This window comes from Rhizobium leguminosarum bv. viciae USDA 2370 (assembly GCF_002008365.1).
In the GTDB taxonomy this organism is placed as follows: Bacteria; Pseudomonadota; Alphaproteobacteria; order Rhizobiales; family Rhizobiaceae; genus Rhizobium; species Rhizobium leguminosarum.
The window spans coordinates 245652-258936 of record NZ_MRDL01000007.1; the positions used below are offsets into that span (position 1 = coordinate 245652).

The 13285-nt window shown below is 61.3% G+C and carries 11 protein-coding genes; 5 read left to right on the forward strand and 6 right to left on the reverse strand.

All coding sequences use genetic code 11. The features are described 5' to 3' along the window. A complete protein-coding gene (locus BS629_RS04125; RefSeq protein ID WP_018245144.1) occupies positions 1-687 on the reverse strand; it encodes a DsbA family protein in 687 nt (228 codons plus the stop codon). Between the two features lie 106 nt (positions 688-793). On the opposite strand from BS629_RS04125, the gene BS629_RS04130 reads away from it, so the two are divergent. Together BS629_RS04130 and BS629_RS04135 are read left to right on the forward strand one after the other, a co-directional pair. Further along, complete coding sequence (locus BS629_RS04130; RefSeq protein ID WP_018245145.1) at positions 794-1690, forward strand: LysR family transcriptional regulator; 897 nt, start codon at positions 794-796, stop codon at positions 1688-1690. 389 nt (positions 1691-2079) lie between these two features. Then, positions 2080-2706: a class I SAM-dependent methyltransferase gene (locus BS629_RS04135; protein ID WP_018245146.1), complete on the forward strand. Its 627-nt coding sequence runs from the start codon at positions 2080-2082 to the stop codon at positions 2704-2706. A gap of 266 nt (positions 2707-2972) precedes the next feature. Here BS629_RS04135 and BS629_RS04140 read toward each other — a convergent pair whose 3' ends face one another. Beyond that, the gene (locus tag BS629_RS04140; RefSeq protein WP_018245147.1) at positions 2973-4130 is read right to left on the reverse strand and encodes an acyl-CoA dehydrogenase family protein; all 1158 of its coding nucleotides are present in this window, start codon (positions 4128-4130) and stop codon (positions 2973-2975) included. A gap of 165 nt (positions 4131-4295) precedes the next feature. Between BS629_RS04140 and BS629_RS04145 the strand changes: the two genes are divergently transcribed. Together BS629_RS04145 and BS629_RS04150 are read left to right on the forward strand one after the other, a co-directional pair. Then, positions 4296-4988 carry a winged helix-turn-helix transcriptional regulator gene (locus tag BS629_RS04145; protein WP_018245148.1) on the forward strand — a complete coding sequence of 231 codons (693 nt, stop codon included), beginning with the start codon at positions 4296-4298 and terminating at the stop codon, positions 4986-4988. 274 nt (positions 4989-5262) lie between these two features. Beyond that, a complete protein-coding gene (locus BS629_RS04150) occupies positions 5263-5772 on the forward strand; it encodes a DEAD/DEAH box helicase family protein (protein ID WP_018245149.1) in 510 nt (169 codons plus the stop codon). 253 nt (positions 5773-6025) lie between these two features. Here the strand turns inward: BS629_RS04150 and BS629_RS04155 are convergent, their stop codons facing one another. Genes BS629_RS04155 through thrC form a run of 4 tightly spaced genes read right to left on the reverse strand, consistent with a single transcriptional unit; the run spans position 6026 to position 12305 of the window. Then, entirely contained in the window at positions 6026-8938 is a 2913-nt protein-coding gene (locus BS629_RS04155) for a sensor domain-containing phosphodiesterase (RefSeq protein WP_018245150.1), read from the reverse strand. Continuing rightward, positions 8935-9549 (reverse strand): GNAT family N-acetyltransferase, encoded by a 615-nt coding sequence (locus tag BS629_RS04160; protein ID WP_018245151.1) that lies wholly within the window; start codon positions 9547-9549, stop codon positions 8935-8937. Before BS629_RS04160 ends, BS629_RS04155 begins: the two co-directional genes overlap by 4 nt. 29 nt (positions 9550-9578) lie before the next feature. Then, positions 9579-10877 (reverse strand): M16 family metallopeptidase, encoded by a 1299-nt coding sequence (locus BS629_RS04165; protein WP_018245152.1) that lies wholly within the window; start codon positions 10875-10877, stop codon positions 9579-9581. Positions 10878-10880: 3 nt separating this feature from the next. Then, positions 10881-12305 carry a threonine synthase gene (gene thrC, locus BS629_RS04170; RefSeq protein ID WP_018245153.1) on the reverse strand — a complete coding sequence of 475 codons (1425 nt, stop codon included), beginning with the start codon at positions 12303-12305 and terminating at the stop codon, positions 10881-10883. 275 nt (positions 12306-12580) lie between these two features. On the opposite strand from thrC, the gene BS629_RS04180 reads away from it, so the two are divergent. Further along, a complete protein-coding gene (locus BS629_RS04180; RefSeq protein ID WP_018245154.1) occupies positions 12581-13228 on the forward strand; it encodes a hypothetical protein in 648 nt (215 codons plus the stop codon). The last annotated feature ends 57 nt before the right edge of the window (positions 13229-13285 follow it).

A 13285-nucleotide genomic window follows, 5' to 3' on the forward strand; every position in this document is an offset into this window, starting at 1 on the left:
TTATCCTTTCATCGGATGGCTATTGCGACCGAGACGTGCAGGTGAAGCGCCTGTGTTGGACAGCCTGGCGAGGAGATCGCCGCCGCTGAATAGGTCCTGCGCCTTGAGCAAAGTCCGGTCCGCGCCGTCATCCACGATCAATCCCGGTACGCCATCGACTGCGAACTCACGCGTCAGGGCGCGCGCCGAGGCCATGCGCGCGCGATTGGCGGCCAGCAGGTCGGAATCGGGAGAAGCGAGGCGGGAGGCTGCCGCATCAAGTCCAACACTGACCAGCACGCTCTGCAGTTCGGACATGTCCGTGACATCGCGGCCCGAAACATAGCGCGCCTCCTGGATGAACCGGAGCGCATCGAGTTCGTGCTGCCCCGCCGTCAGGGCAACGGCAGTTAGTGCCAGCGTGGCCGGACCAGAATCCAGCATGCCGCCTTTTGCCAGAACCTGGCTCCGGTAGACATCGCTAAACCGCTGCCCCGTGAGGCTCCCAATGCGCTGGTCGTTTGACCAAGCGAAGGCGGCGAACTGTTCGTCCATCGCCCTGGCCCCGGAGTCGGAAAACAGACCGGTCGGGGCGAGCGACACTGTCAGATCAGGTGCCGCGGCGAGCTGTGCGAGCAGCGGCGATGCGCCATAACACCAGCCGCAAAGGGGATCGAAGAGATAGGTGATGTGGGTCTTGCCAGTCATGTCGGCTCCTTCTTGAGCCATAGATGACATGAGCCGATTGGAACGAGAAGATCGAGAAAAATGACAGAATGTATGCTAGAGGCTGACAATAAAATCGGAGAATACTATGCAGGAAGCGACCAATCTCAATCGGCTGGCTTATTTCGCGGCCGTCGTTGACGCGGGATCGTTCACGAGAGCTGCGGAATATTTGGGCATCACCAAGGCGGTTGTCAGCCAGCAGGTCGCAAGGCTTGAACAGGAGGTCGGCACCACATTGCTGATGCGCACGACGCGGCGGGTGCAGGCGACCGAAGCCGGGCTGTTGTTTCACGCCCGATGCGTCTCGATCCTGCGCGACGCAGAGGATGCCCTGGGAGAGTTGGCTCAGCGCAGGACGGAACCCAAGGGCCTTCTGAGGATCACCGCCCCCTACGACTACGGTACCTCGGTTGTCGTGCCCTTGGTCGCCGCCTTCCGCCGACGCTATAATGATTGCAAGGTGGAACTGAACCTCAGCGACAAGATGGTTGATCTGGTTGCCGACAACATGGACCTTGCCATCCGCGTCGGCTGGCTGGCTGATTCCAGCATGCAGGCACGACGAATCGGATCGTTCCGCCAACTCTTGGTGGGATCGCAAGCCTTTGCCGCGGAGATAGCGGCAATGAGCGAGCCGATTGACTGCACGCCTCTACCCTTCGTGGCCAACAACGCTTTGAGAGAGCCGCTTATATGGACGTTCACTCGCAGCGATGGAGACGCCAGGAGCGTCCGTTTTAAAGCGGACATCGCGATCAATACCACGCCAGCGGTCATGGAGGCGGTCCGACAAGGCGCAGGTCTGTCGGTTCTGCCCGATTTTCTCGCGACCGCCGGCATATTGGCGGGAGACCTCATTCCAGTCCTGCCTGAATGGCAACTCCCATCCGGCGGCGTTTACACGGTCTATCCCGCCGGGCGATTTCGGCCGCCCAAAGTTTCCGTGTTTGTCGACATGCTGATCGCAGCGTTGAAGGCGTGAAGCTATCGAATGTCGCGTAAACGATCGGAAATTGACATCGGATGTTGATATGGAGACGAAACCGGATACCAGCGCCTTGGTAAAGCCCCGCGAAATTCAGTCTGCCAAGCGTCCTCCAACATGTCTTGGTCTGGCGCTTTCCGGGCGCGACCGCTGGCGAAGCAGACCGACGGCTTCCAGTAGCTCGCGCGGGTGGTGTGAGTGACCAAAATGAAGGCGCATTGCCGCCCGGCAGCATTGGCTCGGTCTGTGGTGTCTCTGACCGCATTTCTGCTAAAGCTCGGAAGCAAATCGCCCGCGATGTCACCAACTGCCGAAGTGTGAACGGCGCAACGGGCTGATGGGCCTCTCGCTCATCAGGCCTCTTGTCTTGAAGGAGGAGCGCTAGGATGAGCACCGACCTGGATACCGTGCGGTCCTATGATACGGTCGCGGCGGAGTACGCTGCGGAGGCCGCGGCGATGCCCGAATGGGTCGCGACAGAGATCGATACGTTCGTGACCGAACTGGGCGGCTCGGGCAGGGTGCTGGAAATCGGAAGCGGTGGTGGGCGAGATGCACTTGAGCTGGAGAAGCGGGGAATTAGCGTCCGGCGCACCGATATTTCAAAGGGTTTCGTCGAACTGCTTCGCGAAAATGGCTTCGAGGCCGACCTGTTGGACCCGCTGACCGAAGACTTGGCCGACCCGCAGCGTCCCGGCACGCCATACGACGGGATCTGGGCCTGTGCCTGCCTGATTCATGTCGCGCGCGAGGATTTCGGCACGGTGCTTGGACGGCTTGCCGAGGCGACCCGGACCGGTGGCCGATTGCACGCCTCGGTTAGAGAGGGCGAAGGCGAGGATGTGTCCACACACGGCAGTGCTGCAGCGCCTCGGCGCTACGTCGAGACGTACTGGCGCGAGTCTGCCCTGCGGTCCGCACTCACAGACGCCGGCTGGATCGTTAGCGAGGTACGTCGGTGCGTCGGAAAGCCCCATGATCGGTGGCTGAGCGTTCGGGCGAGTCGGGCGTGACGCACACAGAACTTGCGGAAGTGGCCGGTTGTGGCGCGACTATGAACTCTAGGTGATCACCGCAATGTCGGCTTCTGGGCGAAGGCAAAGATCCCCTCTGTGGCCGACATGGGGGCGCATTGCTGCCGTGGTCGGTCGCATATCGGCCCAAAACGCACAAGAGGTTGCTCTGTCGTCCCTGCTGGCGGGGCTCGTCCATTCGAATTCTGGACGTCAAACTAACCACCTAGCCTATGATTCCGCGGAGTTCGTCGTTGCGCCAGGCGCTAGAAAATCTTCTCGGTGGGAAGTCCGAGCGCGAATGAACCCGCGTATTGCGCCTGGGCTCCGGGCTGCATCGGATGATAGCGAGCGCCCTGTATGTCACGGAAGCAGCGCTCCAGCCCGTTCTCTCGATAGAATGCCGCGCCGCCTGCGACCTCCATTGCAAGCTCCGTCACCTCGATAGCGTGCCGTGCGACCAAGGAACGGCCGATCATAACCTCGTTGACGGTTTCCGCGGACGGTTCGTTTCGAGCAACTACCTCTAACATCCAGCGATGCGCGATCTGTGCGGCCCTCAGAGACGTTTCCATGCGCCCGACCAACCCGATCACATGATCGTTGTTGGCCTTGCTACGGACCATCTTGACTGCGATGTCGCGGGCGCTCTCGGCGACGCCAAGATAGACCGCGTAGATCAGAGGAAACGCGATCGTGCCGATGACTTGAAATACTGGATGCCATTGCCCCGCGCTTCTGGAAAATGCGACACTGGCATCCGGCACGAAGAGGTTTTCGATGATGACATCGTTTGACCCGGTTCCCCTCATTCCGAGTGTTCGCCACGTATCCTCTATCGAAACCTCTGGCGATGCCATCGGAACGCCGAAATGGATGACGGAGCCCGCGCCATCCGGTTCTTCATAAACAGCACCGGTCATCAGGATGTTTCCTGCCGCCGCGCCGGAAGTGAAGCGTTTACGCGCGGTGATCCGGTATCCGCCATCAACTTTCATGGCCTTGCCCGATCCGCCGATCCAGTCCGATCCGCCGCTCGAGAGCAATATGATTTGCTCCGATGCAACACGTCTCAGGAGCGGCTCCACCGCGGCCACCTTTTGATGCCGCCAGCGCCAGGCGGGGATGGCGACTTGATGGGTATGCATGGAAAAGGCAAGCGCAGTGGACCCACATGCACGAGCAATGGATTTGAGCATCTCAGAAAGTTCGGGCACTTCCGCGCCCAGCCCGCCCAATTCGATTGGAACGCCTGCCCGCACGAGTCCAGATTCCTTTAGAAGCGCGTAATTCTCGCCGACGAAGGTGTCGCTCTCGTCGATCGATGCGGCGCGTTGCGCGATGGTGGGCAGGACCGAATTGGTTAGTTCGACAATGGTCCGACCGCCGGCAAGGTTCTGTTTTGGTTCTGTAAGCCCGAGCATATCAATGCCTCCTATCTCGTGAGGATTGAGACTCTGCGCTCGTTTCACAATTGCGGCTAGTACACGAACTGTACTGAACGCCGCCCCCGTATGGCTGGGCAAGGAGCATTTGGCGGACCGGTTGTTTTACAATATTGTGCCTGATCCAGACCGGTGGAGGTCCTTATGGTAGAGCGTGACGGCTACGGGCAATTCTGTCCAGTATCAATGGCGTCGGAAATCCTCTGCTCGCGGTGGACGACCTTGGTCGTCCGCGAATTCCTTTGCGGATCGACGCGCTTTAATGAGTTGCGTCGCGGTCTACCGAAAATGTCTCCGGCACTCCTGTCAAAACGCCTGAAAGAACTGGAACAATCGGGCGTCATCACGGTGACAAGGAGTGCGAACGGCATTGCCGATTACCAACTCACGGCAGCGGGCGAAGAATTGAGACCTCTGATTATAGGTCTCGGAAATTGGGCTCAACGGTGGATGGAATCGCGACTTTCCTTGAAGAATCTCGACCCTTCTCTGCTCATGTGGGACATGCGGCGGAGCCTCGATACAAGAAGACTTCCGACCCGCCGTTGTACGATACAGTTTCTGTACCCGGAACTTTCGGCCGCGCAAAAGAGCTGGTGGCTTGTGGTCGAAAACGGAAAAGTCGATCTCTGCAACTTCGATCCGGGCTATGATGTAGACCTTCTCGTTGAAGGGTCGCTCCGTTCGATGACCGCAATTTGGATGGGCCTCACGACCATACGTCAGGAAACCGATGCAGAAACGCTGAAACTTGAAGGGGACAGGGTCCTCGCGCGCGACATGCAGGAATGGCTCGGTCTTAGTGTGTTTGCCAAAACCCCCCGGATGAGGGCTTGAACCATCGAAGGCGAGTGGTTCTGACGGATACAGCCCAGCAACGAAGACCCGTCACCCAGCCGGAAAGGCTCTAGTTCCAGTGCATCCTCAATATCCACCCCCCGGGTACCTGAAGTGTTGTCGATCTTGGTATGATCTAAGAGGATCTGGTCGGCCAAGGATTGGCCGCTCGGAAAACATACGTGAGCAGTGAGAGGGGCTGCCATTTCTTTGGCGACGCGTGCTTAGGGAGAGTGTCTTTTCACCAGATCGAAGTCCATGATAAGCGGCGCCTATGGGAATCAAGAACTATTTGATCGAAGGCGGTTCCGGCACTGGGAAAACGTCTGTCGCTACCGAACTGGAGCGGCGGGGCTACCATGTCGTCCATGGTGACCGGGTCTTGGCCTATGTCGGCGACCCCGAGACGGGCCAGGCACTCGCACGACCACCCGAAGGCGCGGACCGCATCATTTGGGGATACGCCCACTGGATCTGGCGTGTCGACAAGGTCAGCGCTATTGCTGCCGACACCACCCATCCTGCCACTTTCTTCTGTGGCGGCTCGCGCAATTTCCACAAATTCCTCGACCTTTTCGATAAGGTTTTCGTGCTCGACATAGACGTTGAGACTTTAAACCGACGATTGGATGGGCGGCCAAATGAGCCGGGCTTCGAGCCGGCCGAGCGGACGCTGGTGCTCCGCTATCATCATACCCGGGAATATCTTCCCATCGGCATCAATATCGACACGACGGGTACTGTCCCAAGTGTCGTCGACGATATCCTCGCTCAACTCACCTGACGCTCTGAAAGTAATGAGAATGGGATGGGAGGCACTCGATTATTGCGGGAACGCGAGTCGCCTGAACGACTCACAGGCGGCATTATCGCTTTCGTAGTCGACCGGCAGCTCTCAGAACGAGAAACCCGGTGTCTTAACGACCAACAAGACGGCGCAAAGTACCCGCATCCCTCAACAACAAACAGATGTCCGCCTCGGGCTGAAGCCGGCCTTTGGTTGCTACCGAGGAAACCGACGAGACCGGCCGCTCCGCTTACGCCCGTTTCGTCAGCGGAAAGCGGTCGCGCAGCAGCCGCAGCACCGATTCCGACGGGATCGGCGGGCCGAAAAGGTAGCTCTGGCCGTAGTTGCAGCCCATCTTGGCGAGTTCGATCGCATCCTCGTTGGATTCGATCCCCTCCGCCACCACCTTCATCTCAAGTTCGCGCGCCATTGATATCACCGACCGGAGCACGGTCGCCTTCTTGTCGCTGCCGTCGCGCACCAGCGCCTTGTCGAGCTTGATCATGTCGAAGGGGAAGCGGGTGAGATAGGCGAGCGACGAATATCCGGTGCCGAAATCGTCGAGCGCCAGCCCGATGCCGGCTTCCTTCAGCTTCTGCAGCACCAGCCGGGCCTGTTCCGGATTTTCCATCACCATGGATTCCGTCAGTTCGAGCTTGAGGCGCGAGGGCTGGCAATGCGTCTTGGCGAGAACCGAACGCACGTCGTCATAGAGCTCGTTGTTGAGCAGCTGCACGCTCGACAGGTTGATCGACACGAAGATCGGCAGTTCGCCGGTCTGGTGCTGCCAGCTCATCAGGTCGTTGGTCGCCTGTTCCAGCGCGAACATGCCGAGCGGGCCGATAAGATCGGAGGCCTCGGCGATCGGGATGAATTCGGACGGCGGGATATTGCCGCGCTTGGGATGTTCCCAGCGCATCAATGCCTCGAAACCGGCGACCTCGACATCCTCCAGCCGGGCGATCGGCTGGTAGACCATCGACAATTCCTTGCGTTCGATGGCGCGGCGCAGATCCGTTTCGAGCTGCAGCCGGTCGGTGCCGAAGTCGCGGAAGGCCGGCTGGAACGGTTCGACACGGTTGCCGCCGGCCCGTTTTGCCCGGTACATCGCAAGCTCGGCGTCGCTGAGCAGGCCGGTGGCGCTCTCCTGCCGGTCGACCCAGGAGGCGAGGCCGACCGAGGCGGTCAGGATGATCTCGCGATTGGCGAAGTTGATCGGCACCATGATCGCCTTGCTGATCGCATCGGCGAAATCGGCGACCTTGGCCGGATTGTGCTCGGAAACCAGGATGAGGCCGAACTGGTCGCCGGCAAGCCGCGCCAGCGTGTCCTGCGGTTTCAACAGCCGGCGCAGGCGCCGCGTCAGTGCGATGAGGATGTTGTCGCCGGCGGCAACGCCGAGCGAATCATTGACCAGCTTGTAGCGGTCGATGTCGATCACCATGACAGTCGGGCGCAGCGTGTCGCCGCCCGGCGCCAGCGCCAGCACCGACTGCAGCCGGTCGAGGAAGACCTGCCGGTTCGGCAGGCCGGTCAGATTGTCGTGCAGCGCATCATGCAGCAGCCGCTCGATGGAATTCTTCTGTTCGGTCACGTCGACGATCGTGCCGACGCAGCGGATGATTTCGCCGTTCGAGCCGAGCACCGGCCGGGCGCGGATCAAGAGCCAGTGGAAATGCCCGTCCTCGGCGCGGATGCGGAACTCGTGGTTCAGCCGCCCGCGGCGATGTTCGAGCAGCACGTCGAGCGTGGCGCGGAAGCGGTCGCGGTCGTCGGGATGCAGCCGCGGCAACCAGTTGCGCGCCGCGCCATGCATGGCGCCCGGCGACAGGCCGAGCTTGATCGAGACGTCGGGAATGGTGACGACGCGGTCGCGCGCCACGTCCCAGTCCCACACCATGTCGCCGGAGCCGGTCAGCGCCAGCGATTGCCGCTCGAGATCGGAAAACAACCCCTGCTGGAAGGCGCCGCCGGCAAAAGCGTGCTGCATGACGGTGAAGCCGATCAGAAGCACGATGAGCACCAGGCCGCCGCCGAGTGCGGGCTGGATGATGTCGTTGTCGAGCCGTCCGGTGACCGTCAGCCACGCCCCGAACAGCCAGACGAGGATCAGCGCCCAGGCCGGGACCAGCAGGATGGCGCGGTCATAGCGGTTGAAGCCGAGATAGATGATCAAAAGCAGCCCCATCGTCGCCGTCAGCGCGAAGGAAAGCCTGGCGATGCCGGCGGCAATCGACGGATCGTAGATCGCCACGCCAAAGAGCAGGGCAAGGCCAAGCACCCAGGCAAGTGTCGCGTAACCGAGATGCGCATGCCAGCGGTTGAGGTTGAGATAAGTGAACAGGAAGATGACGAAACTCGACGCCAGCGCCACCTCCGCACAGGCGCGCCATATTCGCTGATCGGCCGAAGCGACGCTGATCAGCTTGCCGAGGAAACCGAAGTCGACGCAGATATAGCCGAGCACCGCCCAGGCAAGGGCCGCCGTCGCCGGCAGCATCGAGGTGCCCTTGACGACGAAGAGGATGGTCAGGAACACGGCGAGCAGGCCGGCAATGCCGAGCACGATACCGCGATAGAGCGTGAAGGCGTTGATCGTGTCCTTGTAGGCGTCCGGTTCCCAGAGATAGATCTGCGGCAGCTCCGGCGTCGACAGTTCGGCGACGAAGGTGATGACGGCGCCGGGGTTCAGCGTGATGCGAAAGACGTCGGCCTCGTCGCTTGGCTGCCGATCGAGCGCAAAACCTTCGCTCGGGGTAATCGCGCTGATGCGCTGCGAGCCGAGATCCGGCCAGAACAGTTTGGAATTGACCAGACGGAAATGCGGCGCGACGATGACGCGCTCAAGCTGTTCTTCCGAAACGTTGGCGAGCGCAAACACCGCCCAGTCGCCCTGATGGTTCTCCGAGCTTGCCCTGACCTCGATGCGGCGGCGGATGCCGTCGGCGCCGGCCGCCGTCGAAACCTGGAAGGCCTCGCCCTGGTTGGCGTAGATCTCGGTCGTCGCCGTCAGATCGAGTGCGGTATCGTCACGGGAAATTTTTACAGGTTCGGCCGCCTGGGCAACACCCGCCGCGAAGGCGAAGGCCGCCAGGAAAAGGGCTGCGATCACCGCGATCACTCGTCCGGACGGTGACTTGGGCAGCATGCGGTCTCTTGTCATCGGCTGTCGGTTTTCCTGCCTTTATCCGTATCGGTGGCGAGACGTGAAAACATCACATGGTCATGCCACTGACCGTTGATCTTTAAATATCCGCGCAGATAGCCTTCCTGTTGAAACCCGGCTTTTTCAAGCAGACGAATGCTGCGCGCGTTATCTGGAATACAGGCTGCTTCGATACGGTGCAACTCAAGCCCGGCGAAGATGTAAGGAATAACCAATTGAAGGGCGGCGAACATATGTCCCTGGCCGGCATGGCGCTCGCCCATCCAGTAGCCGATCATGCAGCTTTGTGCCGCACCCCTTCTGATGTAGCCGATGGTGACGCCGCCGACGAGCGTCATGTCGCCTTTCAGGAAAATGAACAGCGGTACCGCCTGGCCCGAGGCATATTCCTGCTTGCCACGTACGACGCGGGCGCGGTAGGCGCCCTCCGTCAGCTCGTCGCGCCGCCAGGTCGGCTCCCAGGGTTCCAGGAACTTGCGGCTTTCGGCGCGCAGCCGGTGCCACTGGTTGAAATCCTGATAGCGCGGCAGGCGCAGGAGATATCTGTCGTTCTCCAGCTCCACCGCTTCCGGCTGCCGCGACAGGAACCGAAAAACCGATTTTGGCATCGATCACTCCCGGCAGGACAGACGTCGGCTCAGCGGCTTGCCTGCAGCGTCTTCGACGCCGGGACCGAAAGCGAGGCGGTGATGTCTTCCATCGGCGCGAGCTGTTCCAACGGACCGATCGCCGAAAGCGTCGGCACCGTGTCATAGAACAGCCGGCCGGCGAGGTCGGTCAGCCGCTCGATGGTGATGCCCTCCAGCCGCTCCATCATCTCCGGATTGGAGATCGGCCGGCCGTAAAGCATCATCTGCCTTGCGATCTGGCCGGCGCGGGCCGCCGGGCTTTCCGCACCCATCAACAGCTGGGCGCGGATCTGGGCGCGGGCGCGCTCGATTTCCTTCTGGTGGATCTGATCGGCTGATTTGTGCAGCTCGTCGATGATGACGGGCACCAGCTCCGGCAGGTTTTCACCGCCGGTCGCGGCATGAATGCCGAAGATGCCGGTGTCGGAAAAGCCCCAGTGGAAGGCATAGACGGAATAACAGAGGCCGCGGAACTCGCGCACTTCCTGGAAGAGCCTGGAGGACATGCCGCCGCCAAGGATATTGGCGAGGATCTGCGAGCAGTAGAAATCGCGGGCGTGGTAAGGCTTGCCTTCGAAGCCGAGCAGGATCTGCGCGTCCATCAGGTCGCGCGGTTCGCGCACGCTGCCGCCGATATAACGCGCCGGTTCCATGACGGGCGGCGCGGAAGGGGCCGTCGGCAGGCTCGCGAAACGATCCTCGACCATGCGCAGGAATTCTTCATGCTCGACGGCGCCGGTGGCGACCACGAACATGCGGTCGGTCGTGTAGTTGCGGCTGAGATAGCCACGGATCTGCTGCGGCGTGAAGGAGACGACGGTCTCCGGCGTGCCGAGGATCGCCCGGCCGAGCGTCTGGTCGCGGTAGGCGACCTCGGAGAACCGGTCGAACACCACGTCGTCGGGCGTGTCGTTGGCGGCGTTGATCTCCTGCAGGATCACCTGCTTCTCGCGCTCCAGCTCCTCTTCCTCGAAGGCCGATTCGGTCAGGATGTCGGCGAGGATGTCGACGGCAAGCGGCACGTAGTCCTTGAGCACGCGGGCATAATAGGAGGTCGTCTCGGTCGAGGTCGCGGCATTGACTTCGCCGCCGACATCCTCGATCTCCTCGGCAATCTGGCGGGCCGTGCGGCGCGCCGTGCCCTTGAAGGCCATGTGTTCGAGCAGATGAGCGATGCCGTGCTCGTTATCCGTCTCGTTACGCGATCCCGATTTGATCCAGACTCCGAGCGCAACGCTTTCAAGATGCGGCATGGTCTCTGTGACTACTGTCAGCCCGGATTTAAGCCGGGTGCACTCAACTGTCATTGGCTATCTTTCTGCGCCTGCTGTCGTCTCGCCGCGGGCATGCTTGCCGATAAAAGTCTCAACGGCTTTCAGCTCCGGTTTGATGATCTGGAAACGCTCCTCCCTGTGCATTAGATCAGCAAGCCACGTCGGAAGCGCCGGGTCAATACCGCAGGCGGATTTTACGGCGGCGGGGAATTTCGCCGGATGCGCGGTCGAAAGCGTCACCATCGGCGTATTCGGCTTTTCTTTCTTCTGCGCGACGAAGACGCCGATCGCCGAATGCGGATCCAGGAGATAGCCGGTCTCGGCATGGGTCTGGCGGATCGTTTCGGCCACTTGCTTCTCGCTGGCGCGCCCGGCGCGGAAGTCGCGGCGGATCGCCTTCAGCGCTTGCGCACCGATCTCGAAGCCGTTGGATTGCTTGAGGCTTTCCATCGCCGCGCGCACCTTCGAGGCGTCGCGGTCATAGGCTTCGAAGAGCAGCCGTTCGAAGTTCGAGGAGATCTGGATGTCCATCGACGGCGAACTCGTCGCCTTGACCGCCTTCATGTCGTAGCGGCCGGTCTTCAGCGCCCGCGCCAGAATGTCGTTCTCGTTGGTCGCGATCACCAGCCGGTCGATCGGCAGGCCCATGCGCTTGGCGCAGTAGCCGGCGAAAATATCGCCGAAATTGCCTGTGGGCACCGTGAACGAGATCTTCCGGTCCGGTCCGCCAAGCGCCACCGCCGCCGTGAAATAATAGACGATCTGGGCCATGATCCGCGCCCAGTTGATCGAGTTGACCCCTGACAGCCGGACCTTGTCGCGGAAGGCCACGTCGTTGAACATCGCCTTCACGAGGTTCTGGCAATCGTCGAAATTGCCCTCGACGGCAAGCGCATGCACATTTGATGAAGACGACGTCGTCATCTGCCGCTGCTGCACCGGCGAGACCTTGCCGTGCGGGAAGAGGATGAAGATGTCGGTGCGCTCGCGGCCGGCGAAAGCGTCGATCGCCGCCCCGCCGGTATCGCCCGAGGTGGCGCCGACGATCGTCGCCCGCTCGCCGCGCTTCTCGAGCGCATAGTCCATCAGCCGGGCAAGCAATTGCATCGCCACGTCCTTGAAGGCGAGCGTCGTGCCGTGGAAAAGCTCCATGACGAAGCTGTTCGGCCCGGTCTGGACGAGCGGCGCGATCGCCGGATGGCGGAAAGTGCCATAGGCCTCGTCGATCATCGCCCGGAAGGTATCGTCGGGGATCTCGCCATTGGTGAAGGGCGACAGGATGGTGAAGGCGATCTCCTGATAGGTCTTGCCTCTGAGCGCCCGGATCTCCTTCTTGGAAAAGCTCGGCCATTTCGAGGGAACGTAGAGCCCGCCGTCGCGCGCCAGCCCCGTCAAAAGGGCGTCGCAAAAGCCGAGGGAAGGGGCCTCGCCGCGGGTCGAGATATAGTCCACGTTCGTCATCCTTGATCTATCGCTGGAGGAAATCCGGCCGGGCGCGCCATGGCCCGCTCTGCCGGAAATCTGGGCCGGAAATCGAAAAGGGGCCGCCCTGCGGGCAGGGCTCTGCTTGTATGCTTTTGAACTTGCCCGCATCCGGCGTCGAAAAGTGCATCAAAACGGCGCTTACCCAATCGATTTTTGTTTGCGCCGCTGATATAGACCATCGCAAACCGTCATGAAAGGCCTCGCGAAAAAGACATGGGGCCTCCAAGAAACGCTTGTACAAGGGATGGAATATGGTGCTCGGCAAGGTCTCGCGTCTCATCGTCTCCGCATATTTTCTTGCCCTGCTGACTGGTTGCAACTCGCTCGGCATAGGCGGCGACAGCAAGTCGTCAGCGCCGACGACCCAGCCGAACGGCACCGCCCAGATCATGCCGCTGGCGCCCGCCAACCCCTCTTCGAACAATCCTTCGATCGGCACCGCCACGACGGCGCAGGGCACGGTCGCCCCCGTCGTCCAGGGCGCCTGCCCGCAGATCTTCATGCGTGATCAGGACGCGATCTTCCGCACCTATGCCAAGGGCAAGAAGGACGATCCGCAGCAGGTCGTCTTCCAGGCCTCCTTCGGCGATTACACCCGCCAGTGCACGCTGAACGACACGAACCTGACGATGACTGTCGTCGCCCAGTTGCGCCTCGTTGCCGGCCCGGCCGGCACGCCAGGCCCGGTGACGCTGCCGATCCGCATCTCCGTCCTCGACGGCGAGACCGTGCTTTATTCCGAGGTCACCAAGTTCCCGACCGAGATCCCGCCGGGCACGCCGGGTGCGCAGGTCATCTTCCGCAAGGACGGCATCAAGATGCCGGTCGGCTCCGGCGCTCTGGTGCGCGTCAATGTCGGCTTCGACACCCAGCCGGCAAAGACCAAGAAGAGCAGCTAAGGCAATTCGGGCTTCGACCTGACATCGGCCCTCATCCGGCTGCCGCCACCTCTGCCT

What these genes read in the sequence shown, in the direction of transcription:
- BS629_RS04140 (WP_018245147.1), bottom strand. Translation starts at nt 4,130, where the DNA reads ATGCTCGGGCTTACAGAACCAAAACAGAACCTTGCCGGCGGTCGGACC.
- BS629_RS04130 (WP_018245145.1), top strand. Translation starts at nt 794, where the DNA reads ATGCAGGAAGCGACCAATCTCAATCGGCTGGCTTATTTCGCGGCCGTC.
- BS629_RS04160 (WP_018245151.1), bottom strand. Translation starts at nt 9,549, where the DNA reads ATGCCAAAATCGGTTTTTCGGTTCCTGTCGCGGCAGCCGGAAGCGGTG.
- BS629_RS04150 (WP_018245149.1), top strand. Translation starts at nt 5,263, where the DNA reads ATGGGAATCAAGAACTATTTGATCGAAGGCGGTTCCGGCACTGGGAAA.
- thrC (WP_018245153.1), bottom strand. Translation starts at nt 12,305, where the DNA reads ATGACGAACGTGGACTATATCTCGACCCGCGGCGAGGCCCCTTCCCTC.
- BS629_RS04135 (WP_018245146.1), top strand. Translation starts at nt 2,080, where the DNA reads ATGAGCACCGACCTGGATACCGTGCGGTCCTATGATACGGTCGCGGCG.
- BS629_RS04155 (WP_018245150.1), bottom strand. Translation starts at nt 8,938, where the DNA reads ATGACAAGAGACCGCATGCTGCCCAAGTCACCGTCCGGACGAGTGATC.
- BS629_RS04180 (WP_018245154.1), top strand. Translation starts at nt 12,581, where the DNA reads ATGGTGCTCGGCAAGGTCTCGCGTCTCATCGTCTCCGCATATTTTCTT.
- BS629_RS04145 (WP_018245148.1), top strand. Translation starts at nt 4,296, where the DNA reads ATGGTAGAGCGTGACGGCTACGGGCAATTCTGTCCAGTATCAATGGCG.
- BS629_RS04165 (WP_018245152.1), bottom strand. Translation starts at nt 10,877, where the DNA reads ATGACAGTTGAGTGCACCCGGCTTAAATCCGGGCTGACAGTAGTCACA.
- BS629_RS04125 (WP_018245144.1), bottom strand. Translation starts at nt 687, where the DNA reads ATGACTGGCAAGACCCACATCACCTATCTCTTCGATCCCCTTTGCGGC.